Below are 16,637 nucleotides of genomic sequence, written 5' to 3' on the forward strand. Positions count from 1 at the left end.
AACTAAGATGAGTAGAGGTACTCGTACATTCGAAATCTACCGCTATGATCCTGATAAGGATAAAGCGCCGTATATGCAAACTTTTAAACTTGAATTGACAGACAAGCATCGTATGTTGCTTGATGCGCTTCTTGCATTAAAAGTACAAGATGAATCATTAACATTCCGCCGCTCTTGCCGTGAAGGCATTTGTGGTTCGGATGGTGTGAATATCAATGGTAAAAATGGTCTTGCTTGTTTGTGGAACTTAAACGATTTACCTGAAAAAATCGTGATTCGTCCATTGCCAGGTTTACCAGTGATTAAAGATTTAGTTGTGGATATGAATCAGTTCTACGATCAGTATGACAAAATTCAACCATTCCTAATCAATAATCAACCTGCGCCACCAAAAGAGCGTTTACAGTCTCCTGAAGAGCGTGAGCACTTAGATGGTTTGTATGAATGTATTCTTTGTGCATGTTGTTCAACTTCATGCCCATCATTCTGGTGGAATCCTGATAAATTCTTAGGTCCATCTGCATTATTGAATGCATACCGTTTCATTATTGATTCACGTGACTCTGCAACACAAGAACGTTTGGCTCGTCTTGACGACCCATTCTCATTGTTCCGTTGTAAAGGGATTATGAACTGTGTATCAGTATGTCCTAAAGGTTTGAATCCAACAAAAGCAATCGGTCACATCCGTAGCATGTTGCTCGACCAAGCGGGTTAATATCCTAAAAATAAAAGAGCGCACCTCAAACCAAGGTGCGCTCTTTTTTTTTATTTAAGCTGAAATAGTATTTTTATATGAATGGGTTGAATTTTTATATAAACAACTCCATATAGTAATAGATTATAATAGATATGTATTTCGCTATTTTATGAGTGGTATGTGTCAAAAAAATCAATTGAGGCTTAAGTTCATGTTAGGATTTAACAAATCTTTGTAAGTGGAAAAAATAGGTAAATATCGTACATTTTTTAACATAAGTGGGGCGCTGTTGAGTTTATAAAATAGAAATAGCTTATAAAATAAACCGCTTTAGAAAAAGTAAATCATTGTTTTGCTTTTTCTAAGTCGATTTGCAAAAAAATTGCTCAGCTGCGGTTGAGTATATAAGTGAGTGGTGATGCCATTGAGGGCGTTATGATTCATTGTCAGCATTAGTAAAATTCTAATGCCGTATAATGCCCTTTGGTCTTTGAGTAACGAAAGGGTGAGTGCCAATTTACCAGTTTGGCATGATCAATCTTGGGTTTGCTTAAAAAGCATCCTCTAATGTTTTTGCAATAGGAAATGGGTCCACAAATGCAAGAAGTTGCTGACGCACTGCGTCTTGACACTGAACTTTCCGCTGATAGTGCAGCGTATATTGAAGAGCTTTACGAGCAGTACCTGTCTTCTCCAACCTCAGTCGGTGAGGATTGGCAACAATATTTCGATAAATTCCCTAAAGGTGATCAGCCCCACGGTAACATTCGTGAGCAATTCTTATTATTAGGTCGCAACTCTAATCGTGTTCAACCTGTTGTACAAGGTGAAGTCAGTACTGAACATGAACGCCGCCAAATCGGCGTGTTGCAACTGATTGCTGCGTATCGTAATCGTGGACATCAAAAAGCAAAACTTGATCCTTTAGGTTTGGCAAAACGTGAAGACGTTCCAGATTTGGATCTTGCAGTGCATGGTTTAACCAAGTCAGATTTAGATACTGTATTTAATGCAGGTAATCTTGCGATTGGTAAAACTGAAGCAACTTTAGGTGAAATGGTTGAGGCGATGGAAGCAACATATTGTGCTTCTATTGGTGCAGAATATATGCACATTGTTGATACCAAAGAAAAGCGTTGGATTCAACAACGTCTTGAGGGGGCACGTGGTCAATTCGGTTTCTCTGCTGAACAAAAGAAACATGTTCTTGAGCGTTTAACTGCTGCTGAAGGTCTTGAAAAATACCTTGGTAATAAATACGTTGGTGCTAAACGTTTTGGTGTTGAAGGTGGTGAATCTTTCATTCCTATGGTCAATGAACTGATTCAACGTGCAGGTTCTGTAGGTTGTAAAGAAGTTGTTATTGGGATGCCACACCGTGGTCGTTTAAACCTTCTTGTCAATATCATGGGTAAAAACCCAGCTGACCTGTTTGGTGAGTTTGAAGGTAAGGCACTTAATAAAAAAGGTTCTGGTGACGTTAAATATCACCAAGGTTTCTCATCAAACGTCATGACTCCAGGTGGCGAAGTTCACTTGGCATTGGCATTTAACCCATCACACTTAGAAATCGTTGGACCTGTAGTTGAAGGTTCTGTACGCGCTCGTCAAGTCCGTCGTAAAGACATCGGTGGTGATGATGTATTACCAATCATCGTTCACGGTGATGCTGCATTTGCAGGTCAAGGTGTCAACCAAGAAACCTTCCAAATGTCACAAACTCGTGGTTACACAGTGGGTGGTACGGTTCATATCGTTGTAAACAACCAAGTCGGTTTTACAACGTCTGATCCACGTGATGCGCGTTCTACAGAATACTGTACTGACATTGCAAAAATGATCCAAGCGCCGATCTTCCATGTGAATGGTGATGATCCTGAGTCTGTATTGTTTATTGCTCAATTAGCACATGATTTCCGTCATACATTCCGTAAAGACGTTGTAATCGATATGTTCTGTTATCGTCGTCGTGGTCATAACGAAGCGGATGAGCCAGCAGCAACACAACCAATGATGTATCAAGTGATCAATAAAAAAGCGACGACTCGTACGCTTTATGCAGATCAATTGGTACAAGAAAAAGTATTGGATCGTGCTGCAGCGGATGCGATGGTTGAACAATACCGTGCTGATCTAGAAGCAGGTAAACATGTTGCCAATGCACTTGTCTTAGAACCAAACAAAAAAATGTTTGTCGATTGGACGCCTTACCTAGGCCATGATTATACAGATGAATGGGATACACGTTTCCCGATCGAGCGTTTAAAAGAGCTTGGTCAAAAAATGCGTCAATTGCCTGAAGGCTTTGTGATGCAACGTCAAGTTCAAAAAGTCATTGATGATCGTTTGAAAATGCAAACAGGTGAAATGCCATTGAACTGGGGTGCTGCTGAAACTTTAGCTTATGCATCTTTACTTGATGATGGTTTCCTTGTGCGTTTAACAGGTGAAGACGTAGGTCGTGGTACATTCTCGCACCGTCATGCGAAACTGCATAACCAAGTAGATGGTTCGGTTTACATTCCACTTTGTCATATCAAAGAAAACCAACCACGTACTGCAATTTATGACTCATTATTGTCAGAATTAGCTGTACTTGCATTTGAATATGGTTATGCAACGACTTTGCCAAAAAGCTTAATCGTTTGGGAAGCGCAATTTGGTGACTTCGCAAACTGTGCGCAAATGGTGATTGACCAATTCATCGCTTCTGGTGAAACCAAATGGGAGCGTGTGTGTGGTTTAACCATGTTGCTTCCACACGGTTTTGAAGGTCAAGGTCCAGAGCATTCATCTGCACGTTTAGAACGTTATCTACAGCTTTGTGCTGAAGAAAATATGCAAGTGATCACACCGACTACACCTGCACAGATTTATCATGTTTTACGTCGTCAAGCGATTCGTCCTTTACGTAAACCATTGATCGTGATGTCACCTAAATCTTTACTTCGTCATAAACTTGCAACATCAACTTTAGATGAGCTTGCAAATGGTACTTTCCAAACTGTGATTGATGAAGTAGATAACATCAACAAAGCAGATGTAACACGTCTCGTATTGTGTGGTGGTAAGGTTTATTACGATTTACTTGAAAAACGTCGTGAACAAAATCTGAATATTGCAATTGTACGTGTAGAACAATTGTATCCATACCCAGAACAACGCATTGCTGAAGTTCTTGCAACTTATCCAAACATTAAAGAACTTGTTTGGTGTCAAGAAGAACCGAAAAACCAAGGCGCTTGGTTGTTCATTGCTCCTCGTTTATACGAAGGCGTAATCAACTCTGGTAAACAAATTCGTATTAGCTACGCAGGACGAGAGGCTTCAGCTGCACCTGCATGTGGCTCACCATACTTGCACGCAAAACAACAAGCTCAGCTCGTACTTGATGCACTTGCAATCGTAGCTGATCAATCAGGAGAATCTAAATAATGGCAACCGAAATTAAAGCACCGGTGTTCCCAGAGTCAGTTGCTGACGGAACAATTGCGACTTGGCATAAGCAACCAGGTGAAGCAGTATCACGTGATGAAGTGATTTGTGATATTGAAACGGATAAAGTTGTTTTAGAAGTTGTTGCTCCTGCCGATGGTTCTATTTCTGCAATCATCAAAAATGAAGGTGATACAGTTCTTTCAGCTGAAGTAATTGCAACGTTTGAAGAAGGTGCTGTTTCTGGTGCTGCGCAAACTCAAGCTGTGCAATCAGAAGAGAAAGTTGAGCAAGCTGCTGCACAAACTCAAGCAGGTAATGCGCCTGTGGTTGAGCGTGCACAAGTTGCTGACCAAGCACCTGCTGTACGTAAAGCATTGTCTGAAACAGGTATCGCTGCATCTGACGTAGAAGGTACTGGTCGTGGTGGTCGCATCACTAAAGAAGATGTCGCAAATCATCAAGCTAAACCAGCTGCTGCTTCTGTAACACCATTAAGTGTTGCTGTAGGTGAGCGTATCGAAAAACGTGTTCCGATGACTCGTCTTCGTAAGCGTGTTGCTGAGCGTCTACTTGCTGCAACTCAGCAAACTGCAATGTTAACTACCTTCAACGAAGTGAACATGAAGCCAATCATGGAAATGCGTGCTCAATATAAAGACGCATTTGAAAAACGTCACGGTGCACGTCTTGGCTTTATGTCTTTCTTTGTGAAAGCATGTACTGAAGCATTAAAACGCTATCCAGCAGTAAACGCATCTATCGATGGCGATGATATTGTTTATCATGGTTTCTATGATATCGGTGTGGCAGTGTCTTCTGATCGTGGTTTAGTGGTTCCTGTACTTCGTGATACAGACCGTATGAACTATGCTGAAGTTGAAAATGGTATCCGTGGATTTGCTGGTAAAGCACGTGATGGTAAACTTTCGATTGAAGATATGACGGGTGGTACTTTCACTATTACCAATGGTGGTACTTTCGGTTCATTACTTTCAACACCTATTTTGAACCAACCTCAAACTGCTATCTTGGGTATGCATAAAATCCAAGACCGTCCTATGGCAGTGAATGGTCAAGTTGAAATTCTTCCAATGATGTATTTAGCACTTTCTTATGACCATCGTTTAATTGATGGTAAAGAAGCTGTAGGTTTCCTTGTAACAGTAAAAGAGTTGCTTGAAGAGCCAGCTAAACTGATCCTTGACCTTTAATTCCTTAGAATAACAACACGAGCTTAGGGCGATCCTCTAAGCTCGTTTTTGGAGATAAGCATGTCTCAATTTGATTTAGTGGTAATCGGCGGTGGACCAGGTGGTTATGAAGCAGCGATTCGTGCTGCACAGCTTGGTTTCAAAGTTGCGTGTATCGAAAAACGTGTACACAAAGGTAAACCATCTTTAGGTGGTACTTGCTTAAACGTAGGTTGTATCCCTTCTAAAGCACTTTTAGATTCTTCACATCACTATGAAGACACACTTCATGGCTTAGATGTGCATGGGATTTCTGTTGAAAATGTTCAACTTGATCTTCAAAAGCTTCTTGCACGTAAAGACAAAGTTGTTGATAACTTAACGGGTGGTGTTGCTCAATTATTAAAAGGCAATGGCATCGAGTGGTTACAAGGGACTGGTAAATTACTTGCAGGTAAAAAAGTTGAATTTACACCATTAGATGGTGGTGAAGTTCAAGTTTTAGAACCTAAATTCGTCATTCTTGCGACGGGTTCTGTTCCTGTAAATATTCCTGTAGCTAAAGTTGATGAAGACCTTATCGTAGATTCAACTGGCGCATTAGAATTCCAAGAAGTGCCTAAACGTTTGGGTGTAATTGGTGCAGGTGTAATCGGTCTTGAATTGGGTTCAGTATGGCGTCGTCTAGGTTCTGAAGTTGTTGTGTTTGAAGCATTAGATGCATTCTTACCAATGGCGGACAAAGCTTTAGCAAAAGACTACCAAAAACTGTTGACTAAACAAGGTTTAGACATCCGTGTAGGCGCTAAAGTTGCGGGTACAGAAATCAATGGTCGTGAAGTGACTGTTCAATATACTCAAGGCGGTGAAGACAAAACTCAAACTTTCGATAAATTGATTGTTTGTGTAGGTCGTAAAGCTTATGCTGAAGGTTTATTGGCTGAAGATTCAGGCATTAAATTGACTGAACGTGGCTTGGTTGAAGTCAATGATTGGTGTGCGACATCTGTAGATGGCGTATATGCAATTGGTGACTTGGTACGTGGTCCAATGCTTGCACATAAAGCAATGGAAGAAGGCGTAATGGCAGTTGAGCGTATGCACGGTCATGCTGCACAAGTAAACTATGACACCATCATTTCTGTGATTTATACACATCCAGAAGCGGCTTGGGTGGGTTTAACTGAAGAGCAAGCAGTTGCTAAAGGTCATGAAGTTAAAACTGGTCAATTCCCATTTGCAGTGAATGGTCGTGCTTTAGCAGCGAATGAATCTGCAGGTTTCGTGAAGTTTGTTGCAGATGCAAAAACTGACCGTTTATTGGGTATGCACATCATTGGTCCTGGTGCTTCAGACATCGTTCACCAAGGTATGATTGCGCTTGAGTTTGTATCTTCTGTGGAAGATTTACAATTGATGACATTTGGTCACCCAACGTACTCTGAAGTGGTACATGAAGCTGCACTTGCAGTGGATGGACGTGCGATTCACGCGATTCAGCGTAAACGTAAATAATACAAAAGAGCGGTTTCGACCGCTCTTTTTACTTTTGATGGTTGTTTTTAAGTGAATAATCATCTATTAATAAAAGAACAAATTTTAATAAATGCCAATGTTTAATGCGATGGAAGTTTGAATATTGGTGGTAATAACAACGTGAAAAGTAGTAAAAGGTAAAAAATGAATCTACATGAATATCAATCGAAAACGCTGTTAAAAAAATATGGTATGCCAGTGCAAGAAGGCATCTTAATTACAAGCCCTGAAGAAGCATCAAAAGCATTTGAACAAATTGATGGCAAATTTGCTGTCATGAAAGCACAAGTTCACGCAGGTGGTCGTGGTAAAGCAGGTGGTGTAAAAGTTGTAAAATCTGCCGAAGAAGCGGCAGACTATGCTAAAAGTTTATTGGGTACGAATTTAGTTACCTATCAAACAGATGCCAATGGTCAACCTGTAAATAGCATTTTAGTTTGTGAAGATGTTTATCCTGTAGAACGTGAATTATATTTAGGCGCAGTGGTTGATCGTTCAAGTCGTCGTGTAACGTTTATGGCATCGACTGAAGGTGGTGTGGAAATTGAAAAAGTTGCCGAAGAAACACCTGAAAAAATATTTAAAATTGAAGTAGATCCATTGGTGGGTTTATTACCCTTCCAAGCGCGTGAAGTGGCGTTTAAATTAGGTTTAAAAGACAAACAAGTGAGCCAATTTGTGACCATTATGACAGGTGCTTACCAAGCCTTTATTGATAATGACTTTGCTTTGTTTGAAATCAATCCACTTTCAGTACGTGAAAATGGTGAAATTCTTTGTGTCGATGCAAAAATTGGCATTGACTCAAATGCGCTGTATCGTTTACCTGAAATCGCAGCAATGCGTGATAAATCTCAGGAAAATGAGCGTGAGTTGAAAGCATCTGAATTTGATCTGAACTATGTTGCACTTGAAGGTAACATTGGTTGTATGGTGAATGGTGCAGGTCTAGCGATGGCAACCATGGATATTATTAAATTGTATGGTGGTCAGCCTGCAAACTTCTTAGACGTTGGTGGTGGTGCGACCAAAGACCGTGTTATTGAAGCGTTTAAAATTATTCTTTCAGATACATCTGTTCAAGCTGTGTTGATTAATATTTTTGGTGGAATAGTACGTTGTGACATGATTGCTGAAGCAATTATTGCAGCAGTTCAAGAAGTAAATGTGACTGTGCCTGTGGTTGTTCGCTTGGAAGGGAATAACGCAGAGTTAGGTGCAAAATTACTTGATGAATCGGGTTTAAAATTAATTTCTGCGACAGGTCTTGCCGATGCTGCAGAAAAAGTTGTTGCTGCAGTGAAAGCGTAAGGAGTATCAATCATGAGCGTATTAGTAAATAAAGACACCAAAGTATTGGTACAAGGTTTCACAGGTAAAAATGGAACATTTCATTCTGAGCAGTCGATTGCGTATGGTACAAAAGTAGTCGGCGGGGTAACGCCGGGTAAAGGTGGGACAACTCACTTAAACTTACCTGTTTTCAATACAATGAATGAAGCAGTGAAAGAAACAGGTGCAACAGCAACCTCAATCTATGTCCCTGCACCATTTGTATTAGATTCAATTATTGAATCAATTGATGCTGGTTTGGAGTTGATCGTTGTCATTACCGAAGGTGTACCGACTTTAGACATGCTAAAAGCAAAACGTTATCTTGAAACGTATGGCAACAATGCACGCTTAATTGGTCCTAACTGTCCGGGGATCATCACTCCGGGTGAATGTAAAATTGGAATTATGCCAGGACATATTCATCAAGCAGGTAAAATTGGGGTGATTTCACGTTCAGGTACATTGACTTACGAAGCGGTTGCACAAACAACAAAACTTGGTCTAGGTCAATCGACATGTATTGGGATTGGTGGTGATCCAATTCCAGGTATGAACCAAATTGATTGTTTAAAATTGTTCCAAGAAGACCCACAAACTGAAGCAATCATTATGATTGGTGAAATTGGTGGAACTGCGGAAGAAGAAGCCGCTGAATATATCAAATCAAATGTAACAAAGCCTGTTGTGGGGTATATTGCAGGTGTGACTGCTCCGAAAGGGAAGCGTATGGGGCATGCAGGTGCAATTATTTCAGGTGGTAAAGGTACAGCTGAAGAGAAGTTTGCAGCATTTGAAAAAGCGGGTATGGCATATACACGTAGCCCTGCCGAACTTGGTTCAACCATGTTGCAATTATTAAAAGACAAAGGTTTAGCTTAATCCAAAAATAATTTGGATGTTTAAAAATAAACCTTAGAGAGGAGAGGGCATAATGCTCTCTCTTTTTTATAGAAAACTGATTAAAAAATACATCTAGATTTTTCAAGAATGTTATAGTTTGAAAAGAATAACAAACTAGTTTTATTGGTTATGGATGGCGCATGAACCTAAAAATATTATGCAGTATCTTGTTGATGTGTATAGGATACGATACATATGCCGATATTACTCTAACCCCTTCAAATAAACGGCTCGAAAATAATTCTTCAATTAAACCTAAGCCATTCTATAAATATGATTTTTTTAAACAATTGAAACAAAAAAGAACGCAAATGACTGATCTAGAAACTGCAACGAACATTGCCAATGCTGATTTAAATCAGGAACAAAAGAAATTAGCAGAAGAACATGAACAGGAGTTAAAGAAATACTCGGTTTTAAGTAATCAATTTTATGAAGATGAGTATTTTAAAATTTTTAATTACACTGCATTTACTACGGATGATTTTAAAAATCGGGTGAGTGCAGGGCAGTCTGTGCAACAAGAGGTACAAGGTTTAAATATTTCAGTAGGTTATGGTATGGAGTTTAAAATAAATAAAAATAATCGTTTAGGTTATGAATATTTGTCTAGTTTTCCTTATGATCGAGGACAGATGGTGCGCTTATATTGGGTCAAAGCTTTATAAAATCCCTATTGCTACCTGTAGAATAGGTGGTTGAAATGAGGATCTCTAGGAAAATATAGAATATTAACCTTTGACTAAACCGCCATCTGCGATTAAATTTTACCCTGTTAGTGCTCTAGACCAAGGTAATAAGAAAAATAAAATGACATCTGCAAATTGTTCGGGCGTTGTCAATTCCTTCAGTGGTTTTAAATCAGCAATTAAGTCAAAGACAAAGTTTGGTGTTGTGCCGCTTACATCAGTTTTTCTGAGTAAAGCACCTGAAAGCATATTGACATTAATCCCATATTGCCCCAAATCCTGTGCGGTGGTACGTGTATGCCAATAGGGCTGCTTTTGCTGCTGTGTAGTCATGATAAGGCACGACAGGGTTTTGCACGAGATTTGTTCCTATATTCACAATACGGCCAAAATGGTCTTTTTTCATATCATCTAAAGCGGCCTGTGTGGTATTTAACGTTGCTTTTAATGCGATTTCAATTTGTTGTTGCATGCTTTGCCAGCGCAGAGTTTCAACTTTGGATCTTTCATCTCCATTAAATTGGAAATTTAACAAAGCATTGTTGATCACAGAGGTAATTGCTTGCCCGAAATGGCGGTTGGTTTATGCAAACATATTGTGCACCTGTTCAGGATCAGTCACATCTGATTCATAAATAAAAAACGTGCTGAGGAAATTCTTGGCTTAATTTGAATGCTACTTTCTGTACTTTTCTAATAATTTACGACAACACGCATGCCTTATGCTAATAAACTATGGGTGGTGGCTAAACTAAGTCCACGTGTGCACCACCTGTGACCAAAACAATCTGATCGCAAATTTTCATAAGGGCTCTCTTTGAAAGAAAATAATAGATAACATCATACGGGATTTTAAAGCCAATATTGAGTGGGAAACTTGATCTTAAAAAACTAAGCAAATATCAACTCAAAGCCTGAAATGTGAAAAAATAATGTGCATTTTTCTACAAGATAAAACGTGATATTCAGTGGCTCTACATAACTTCACGTTATTTTGTCATGAGACAAAATAAATTAAGTGAGAAAAGTGATGATCAAGCAAATGATAGTGGTTGGATTACTTGGTGTATCTTTGACAGGATGTATTGTTGCACCATATGATGATGGTGGACGTCATCATTCAGGTTATGACCGAGATCGTCCACATTGGAATACTGACCGTGACCGTCCAAAATGGGATAAAGATCGTCCGAACCGAGCGCATGAAAATCATTTTCCAAATCATAGAGATGGATATAATCATCGTTAAATGAGAAAGATTTTACAGGCTGGGCTGTGATGCTCTGCTTTTTATACCTCATTTTTTTGGAATAGACCTGCTTGAACCACGCCTGCTTTACTTTGTTTAATTAACTGCCAATGTGCGGGTAGCTTTAAAGTATTTAAAGCTCGATCTGCTTCAACATAAATCATTGCTTTGGGGGCAAGTAAGATATCGACTTTTTCAGCAAGTTCGGTCCACAGATCTAAACTATAAGGTGGATCGAGAAACACCAAATCAAATTTTTCATCCAAACTCGCCATGGCTTGTTGTGCTGTTTGGGCTTTGATCTGGCAGTTTTCAGCTTTTAAAAGATGAATGTTTTCTTTTAAAAACTTTACTTGTTGTAAATTGGGTTCAACCATAATGACATGTCGAGCACCACGAGACAATGCTTCAAAGCTTAAGGCACCTGAACCTGCACAGAGATCAAGTACTTTTGCATTTTGAATATCCCACATCAACCAGTTAAACAAAGTTTCGCGTACACGATCAGGTGTTGGGCGTAAACCGTCGATGTCAGCAAATGGTAAAACTCGACGTTTCCATTCACCACCAATAATTCGAAGTTGATTTTTTACTTTAGTCACTGAGTTCTGTTCCATGTTGTTCAGGTGCAGGTCGAGCTTGATTGGTCTGGGTTTGACGAGAATGTGTAGTCGCTTGACCTGAGGTTGTATTTGGCACGGCATTTGGATCTGCAGATAATGCAACATCGCCACTTGGTAATTCACCAGGTTTAATCCCTGCCGTCATTAGACCTCCACTGATTTGATGATTGAGTGGGACAATTGGTTTTTTATTGCGTGTGAGTAACCAATAGTCGAATACAGGGCGTGCAAGTTGTGCAGCAGAACCACCGTGACGACCATTTTCCCAAATCACCGCAATCGCAATTTCAGGATTTTCTGCAGGTGCAAAACCAACAAATAAACCATGGTCAAGTTGTCGCTCAGTTAATAATGCTTCATTATAACGTTTTCCTTGCGCAATACTTTTGACCTGCGCTGTCCCTGTTTTACCTGCAATTTGATACATTGGTGTACGAATACCACGCCCCGTACCTGACTGAATTACGTCTACCATAGCATCACGCATTTTTACCCAGTCGGCATCCGTACCACTAAAATTGATTTTACCTGTAGGTGCATTGAGGACTTTATGTACTTTTGCACCTTTAGACTCACGTAATACATGGGGAATAACATGGGCACCATGGTTTGCAGTAATTGCTGTTGCCATTGCTAATTGCAACGGCGTTGCGGTAAATGCACCTTGACCGATACTCACAGAAATAGTTTCACCTTTGAGCCATTTGGTTTTACGTGTACGCATTTTCCATTCAGGGCTTGGATATAGACCTGTACTTTCACTCGGGAGATCAACGCCAGTTTTTTCACCAAAGCCAAATTGACGCATCCATGCATTCATCTTATCAATACCCATTTGATGGGCAAGAATATAAAAATAAGTATCACAAGAGACCACGATCGATTTGTGCATATTGACACTACCATGACCTGTTTTTTTCCAGTCACGGAACTTATGCGAATCGCCAGGTAAATGGAAATAACCAGGGTCAGAAATTGCAGTTGACCAATCTACAGTTTTATAGTGAATACCACCTAAAGCTTCCATAGGTTTAATGGTAGAGCCGGGTGGATAGCTTCCTTGTACAGCACGGTTATAAAGCGGTTGGTCTAAATTATCACGTAAAGCACTATAGTCTGTGTGTCCAATGCCTGTGACGAATAGATTTGGATTAAAACTTGGGCTAGAGACTAATGCTAAAATTTCACCCGTGCGTGGATCAATTGCAACAATTGCACCACGGCGACCTGCGAGTTGTTCAGCGGCGACAGTTTGTAAGCCATAATCTAAGGATAAAAATAAATCATTACCACGCGTTGATTCTTTACGACCTAAATGACGTAAGACATTACCATGAGCATCTGCTTCAATGGATTCATAACCAGGGCTACCATGGAGTAAATCTTCATAAGATTTTTCAACCCCAATTTTACCGATTAAGTTGGTTCCGGCATAACTGTCTTTATCAATTTCTTTGAGTTCTTTATCGTTAATACGTCCTACATAACCGATCACATGTGCAAATAATTCACCATGTGGATAATAACGTGTCATTTGCGTTTCAATATCGACACCAGGAAACTGAAACTTGACTTCACTGAATCGTGCAATATCGGTTTCAGTGAGGTTTAGCTTGAGTGTGACACGTTCGGTTTTCTTTGATGTTTTAATTCGGCTTGAAAAACGCTCAATATCCTCTTCGTTTAAATTTAGAATGGGAGTGAGGCGTTTAACCGTATCATCAATATCTTCAACATCAGATTTACTTAGTGTTGCTGTAAAAACAGGATAATTATCGGCAAGTAAAATACCATTGCGGTCATAAATATAACCACGTGCAGGCGCAATGGGTTGTAAGCGAATACGGTTTTTATCGGAAGCTTCACTAAATTCTTGGTGATGAAAAATTTGCAAATACGCATAACGTGAGACAAGTAATAGAAGAAAAAATGAAACAATGCCAATAGAAAAGAAAATGCGGCTTCGGAAGATGCGTTTTTCTTGTTGAACATTCTTTAAGGGAAACTGCTGTTTCATATAGACATCGACTTACTTGGCAAATAGGGGGGCAGAGTGCGGGCAGCTATTTTACCTTAGAATTAGGTAGAGAATGGTAATAATCGTTTTGAAACTACATAAAAATCTGTAAAAATGCATCTCTTCATTCAGATCGAACACAATATTTTAGTTGTCCGCTGTTGACCCTAGCGACACTAAATTTCTAGTGTTTTGTATATGAGTTGATTCATAATTCTGTTAAAGTCAGAAAAATATGGAAGATCTGGTTTGACCTCAGATTAGGGACAATGGAGAAAATAATGAAAAAAAGCTTTCCCTTAATATTATTATTAGGATTAGGGAATGTGACCCATGCAGCATGGCAAGATTACTTACCAGAAGCAAAATTACAAAATACAGATGCTGCAACATTTAATGTTGGTGCAGGTCTGACGCAAAAAATTGCTCATTTTAATGGTGAATGGGTAAATCCATACGGAATCGCCTATGCGAAAGTCGGTGCTTTTGTAAACAATGACCATGAATTTGCTGGGCAAGTCGGTTTTCGTTATCCTGCATTTTTAAATGGGGTGGACAAAAATGGCTTTTATGTCGGTGTTTATGGTGGTTCATTAAAAAGTAAAAAAGTTGATAATAAAGATGAGATTCAATATGGCGCAGGTGTAGACTTAGCTTATGTTTTATTGAATAAAGAACGCATCAGTACATTTAGTGTTGGTGTGGGCGCTGGAAGTGAAATACATGACAGTCGTGGCAAAATGATTGAAGAAACCAGACCACAACTGCAATTTGCTTATACTTTAAGTTTTGGGCTTTAAGTTTATATGTCGCCGTTTAGACCGCAAATAGAAATAAATATGAGAGTCATGCATGTTGGAATACGTTAGCGATTTGTGGCACACTTTTTTTAGTCGACCTGATCATCTTGCAATATTAAGTATTGTGCCAGTGACAGCTTTTGTGACTTGGATCCATGTGTGGATGGCACTAAAAATGGTGTTTTACCCAATCAAGTTTTGGGGTTTTCATATAGGTCCTCTGCCTGTGGGTTGGCAAGGGATTGTGCCTCGTAAAGCGGGACGTATTTCAGGTATTATTACAGATAACACCTTATCTAAATTAGGTTCGCTCAATGAGTTTTTAAATGCCATGGAACCTGAAGACATGGCACGTATCATTGGTGAACAAGTGGGTTTTGAACTCGAACATCTCATTGATGAAGTGATGATGGATCGTAATGCTGTACTTTGGGAAAACCTACCGTATTCCATTAAGCGCCGTATTTATGCGCAAGCACACCAACAAATGCCTGAGATCTTAAAAGGGTTGGTGACAGAGTTAACCATGAATGTTGAGTCATTGGTGAACATGAAAGAAATGGTTGTACGCCAGATGGAAGGTGACCGCCGTTTAATGGTACGTATGTTCTTAAAAGTGGGTCAAAAAGAAATTAACTTTATTTGGCATATTAGCGCATTGATTGGAACATTCTTTGGTATATTCCAAATGGCGGTTTATATCTTAATTCCTGATCATCGCACTGTGCCCATATTTGCCGCGATTTGGGGCTTTTTAACCAACTGGATTGCTATTTGGATGGTCTTTAATCCAGTTTATCCACATTATGTGCGTTATCCTCAATTTTTTGAACGTACAAAAGATCGAAAATTTCCATGGATTAAACCCGTTATTCCACGTATTGGTACATATAATGTACAAGGCGCATTCATGAAACGTCAAGATGAGGTTTCGGATGTTTTCGCAAGTGTTGTGACAGAAGATTTGATTACGTTAAAATCGATCATGACCGAAATGATGTATGGACCAAAAAAAGACAAGACACGCCGTATTATTAAGCGCCATGTAAATAGTATTATGGAAACGCCATTAATACGAACTGCATTACAACTTTCTATTGGTCCGTCGGAATATGCTAAACTAAAAACAGACTTGATTGATCGTTCCATTGAAATTACGATGGTGCCTGTAAGCGACCCAGTCTTTAATGCGAGCCGTGCACAGAAAATCTTTCAAATGTTTCGAGAGCGTATCCGTGAACTGACACCAACAGAGTTCCAAAATCTATTACGTCCTGCTTTTAGGGAAGACGAATGGCTTTTGATTGTATTGGGTGGGGTCACTGGATTTTTGGCAGGTCTAATCCATTTGTTTGTTGCTTTCTTATAAATAGATGCCAGTGCTTCTCATTAGATGAGAACACCAAGGTATTATACATATTGTTTTAAAAGAGGATGTTTTTTATGCGCATTATCCTACTCGGACCACCTGGAGCAGGCAAAGGTACTCAAGCTCAGTTGATCTGTAAGCGCTACAATATCCCACAAATTTCAACCGGTGATATGCTCCGTGCTGCAATTCGTGAAGGTACTGAATTAGGTCTTAAAGCTAAAAGTGTGATGGAGTCTGGTGGTTTAGTATCAGATGAACTCATCATTGGTTTAGTAAAAGAACGTATTGCACAGCCAGACTGTGTTAATGGCTGTATCTTTGATGGTTTCCCACGTACGATTCCGCAAGCTGAAGCTTTGGAAAAAGAAGGCATTGCAATTGATCACGTGATTGAAATCGATGTGCCTGATGAAGAAATTGTAAAACGCCTTTCTGGTCGTCGTCAGCATGCGGCTTCTGGTCGTGTTTACCATACGATTTACAATCCACCAAAAGTGGAAGGTAAAGATGATGAAACGGGTGAAGACCTTATTCAACGTCCAGATGACCAAGAAGATACGATTCGTAAACGTTTAGGATCTTATCATACAGAAACTGAACAACTTGTTGGTTTCTATCAAGGTCGTGCTGCTTCAGGTGAAAATGCACCAACTTATGACAAGTTAGATGGTTTACGTGAGATCGAAGTTGTTCAGAAAGATTTATTTGCAATTTTAGATAAATAAAACCATTGATCAAAGTTGTTAAAACTTTGACAAAAAAAGAGTCCTGATTCATATTAGGGCTCT

13 protein-coding genes and 1 pseudogene are annotated in these 16,637 nt (G+C 39.5%); 11 read left to right on the forward strand and 3 right to left on the reverse strand.

The window, feature by feature from the left end:
* Positions 1 to 7 precede the first annotated feature (7 nt).
* From HUV91_RS00540 to HUV91_RS00570, 7 genes are all read left to right on the forward strand, one after another.
* On the forward strand, positions 8 to 718 hold the full coding sequence (locus tag HUV91_RS00540; protein ID WP_130074648.1) for a succinate dehydrogenase iron-sulfur subunit: 711 nt from the start codon (positions 8 to 10) through the stop codon (positions 716 to 718).
* A gap of 579 nt (positions 719 to 1,297) precedes the next feature.
* On the forward strand, positions 1,298 to 4,135 hold the full coding sequence (locus HUV91_RS00545; RefSeq protein ID WP_130074649.1) for a 2-oxoglutarate dehydrogenase E1 component: 2,838 nt from the start codon (positions 1,298 to 1,300) through the stop codon (positions 4,133 to 4,135).
* A complete protein-coding gene (gene odhB, locus HUV91_RS00550) occupies positions 4,135 to 5,349 on the forward strand; it encodes a 2-oxoglutarate dehydrogenase complex dihydrolipoyllysine-residue succinyltransferase (RefSeq protein ID WP_130074650.1) in 1,215 nt (404 codons plus the stop codon). The genes HUV91_RS00545 and odhB overlap by 1 nt, the downstream gene beginning before the upstream one ends.
* Positions 5,350 to 5,409: 60 nt before the next feature.
* Positions 5,410 to 6,843 (forward strand): dihydrolipoyl dehydrogenase, encoded by a 1,434-nt coding sequence (gene lpdA / locus HUV91_RS00555; RefSeq protein WP_130074651.1) that lies wholly within the window; start codon positions 5,410 to 5,412, stop codon positions 6,841 to 6,843.
* 165 nt (positions 6,844 to 7,008) lie between these two features.
* On the forward strand, positions 7,009 to 8,175 hold the full coding sequence (sucC, locus tag HUV91_RS00560; RefSeq protein WP_130074652.1) for an ADP-forming succinate--CoA ligase subunit beta: 1,167 nt from the start codon (positions 7,009 to 7,011) through the stop codon (positions 8,173 to 8,175).
* Positions 8,176 to 8,187: 12 nt separating this feature from the next.
* A complete protein-coding gene (sucD, locus tag HUV91_RS00565) occupies positions 8,188 to 9,078 on the forward strand; it encodes a succinate--CoA ligase subunit alpha (protein WP_130074653.1) in 891 nt (296 codons plus the stop codon).
* A 332-nt stretch (positions 9,079 to 9,410) separates the two neighbouring features.
* Complete coding sequence (locus tag HUV91_RS00570) at positions 9,411 to 9,767, forward strand: hypothetical protein (RefSeq protein WP_130074654.1); 357 nt, start codon at positions 9,411 to 9,413, stop codon at positions 9,765 to 9,767.
* 99 nt (positions 9,768 to 9,866) lie between these two features.
* Here HUV91_RS00570 and HUV91_RS00575 read toward each other — a convergent pair.
* Positions 9,867 to 10,594: pseudogene (locus HUV91_RS00575) on the reverse strand (3-oxoacyl-ACP reductase).
* 224 nt (positions 10,595 to 10,818) lie between these two features.
* Between HUV91_RS00575 and HUV91_RS00580 the strand changes: the two are divergent.
* Positions 10,819 to 11,037, forward strand: a complete 219-nt coding sequence (locus HUV91_RS00580) for a hypothetical protein (protein ID WP_174492187.1) — start codon at positions 10,819 to 10,821, stop codon at positions 11,035 to 11,037.
* 41 nt (positions 11,038 to 11,078) lie between these two features.
* On the opposite strand, the gene rsmD is transcribed toward HUV91_RS00580, so the two are convergent.
* Positions 11,079 to 11,639, reverse strand: coding sequence for a 16S rRNA (guanine(966)-N(2))-methyltransferase RsmD (rsmD, locus tag HUV91_RS00585; RefSeq protein WP_265088096.1), 561 nt, complete (start codon positions 11,637 to 11,639; stop codon positions 11,079 to 11,081).
* Complete coding sequence (gene mrdA, locus HUV91_RS00590; protein WP_174492188.1) at positions 11,632 to 13,677, reverse strand: penicillin-binding protein 2; 2,046 nt, start codon at positions 13,675 to 13,677, stop codon at positions 11,632 to 11,634. Before mrdA ends, rsmD begins: the two co-directional genes overlap by 8 nt.
* A 281-nt stretch (positions 13,678 to 13,958) precedes the next feature.
* Between mrdA and HUV91_RS00595 the strand changes: the two genes are divergently transcribed.
* The 3 genes from HUV91_RS00595 (at position 13,959) to adk (ending at position 16,574) form a co-directional block, all read left to right on the forward strand.
* On the forward strand, positions 13,959 to 14,477 hold the full coding sequence (locus tag HUV91_RS00595; RefSeq protein WP_130074658.1) for a hypothetical protein: 519 nt from the start codon (positions 13,959 to 13,961) through the stop codon (positions 14,475 to 14,477).
* 52 nt (positions 14,478 to 14,529) lie between these two features.
* The gene (locus tag HUV91_RS00600) at positions 14,530 to 15,846 is read left to right on the forward strand and encodes a hypothetical protein (RefSeq protein WP_174492189.1); all 1,317 of its coding nucleotides are present in this window, start codon (positions 14,530 to 14,532) and stop codon (positions 15,844 to 15,846) included.
* A 74-nt stretch (positions 15,847 to 15,920) separates the two neighbouring features.
* Positions 15,921 to 16,574 (forward strand): adenylate kinase, encoded by a 654-nt coding sequence (adk, locus tag HUV91_RS00605; RefSeq protein WP_217431183.1) that lies wholly within the window; start codon positions 15,921 to 15,923, stop codon positions 16,572 to 16,574.
* The last annotated feature ends 63 nt before the right edge of the window (positions 16,575 to 16,637 follow it).

It is taken from the genome of Acinetobacter sp. Marseille-Q1623 (genome assembly GCF_902809895.1).
Taxonomy (GTDB): domain Bacteria; phylum Pseudomonadota; class Gammaproteobacteria; order Pseudomonadales; family Moraxellaceae; genus Acinetobacter; species Acinetobacter piscicola_A.

Bases quoted from the DNA above. Each gene is read 5' to 3' on its own strand.
- HUV91_RS00540 (WP_130074648.1), top strand. From the start codon at position 8: ATGAGTAGAGGTACTCGTACATTCGAAATCTACCGCTATGATCCTGAT.
- HUV91_RS00545 (WP_130074649.1), top strand. From the start codon at position 1,298: ATGCAAGAAGTTGCTGACGCACTGCGTCTTGACACTGAACTTTCCGCT.
- odhB (WP_130074650.1), top strand. From the start codon at position 4,135: ATGGCAACCGAAATTAAAGCACCGGTGTTCCCAGAGTCAGTTGCTGAC.
- lpdA (WP_130074651.1), top strand. From the start codon at position 5,410: ATGTCTCAATTTGATTTAGTGGTAATCGGCGGTGGACCAGGTGGTTAT.
- sucC (WP_130074652.1), top strand. From the start codon at position 7,009: ATGAATCTACATGAATATCAATCGAAAACGCTGTTAAAAAAATATGGT.
- sucD (WP_130074653.1), top strand. From the start codon at position 8,188: ATGAGCGTATTAGTAAATAAAGACACCAAAGTATTGGTACAAGGTTTC.
- HUV91_RS00570 (WP_130074654.1), top strand. From the start codon at position 9,411: ATGACTGATCTAGAAACTGCAACGAACATTGCCAATGCTGATTTAAAT.
- HUV91_RS00580 (WP_174492187.1), top strand. From the start codon at position 10,819: ATGATCAAGCAAATGATAGTGGTTGGATTACTTGGTGTATCTTTGACA.
- mrdA (WP_174492188.1), bottom strand. From the start codon at position 13,677: ATGAAACAGCAGTTTCCCTTAAAGAATGTTCAACAAGAAAAACGCATC.
- HUV91_RS00595 (WP_130074658.1), top strand. From the start codon at position 13,959: ATGAAAAAAAGCTTTCCCTTAATATTATTATTAGGATTAGGGAATGTG.
- HUV91_RS00600 (WP_174492189.1), top strand. From the start codon at position 14,530: ATGTTGGAATACGTTAGCGATTTGTGGCACACTTTTTTTAGTCGACCT.
- adk (WP_217431183.1), top strand. From the start codon at position 15,921: ATGCGCATTATCCTACTCGGACCACCTGGAGCAGGCAAAGGTACTCAA.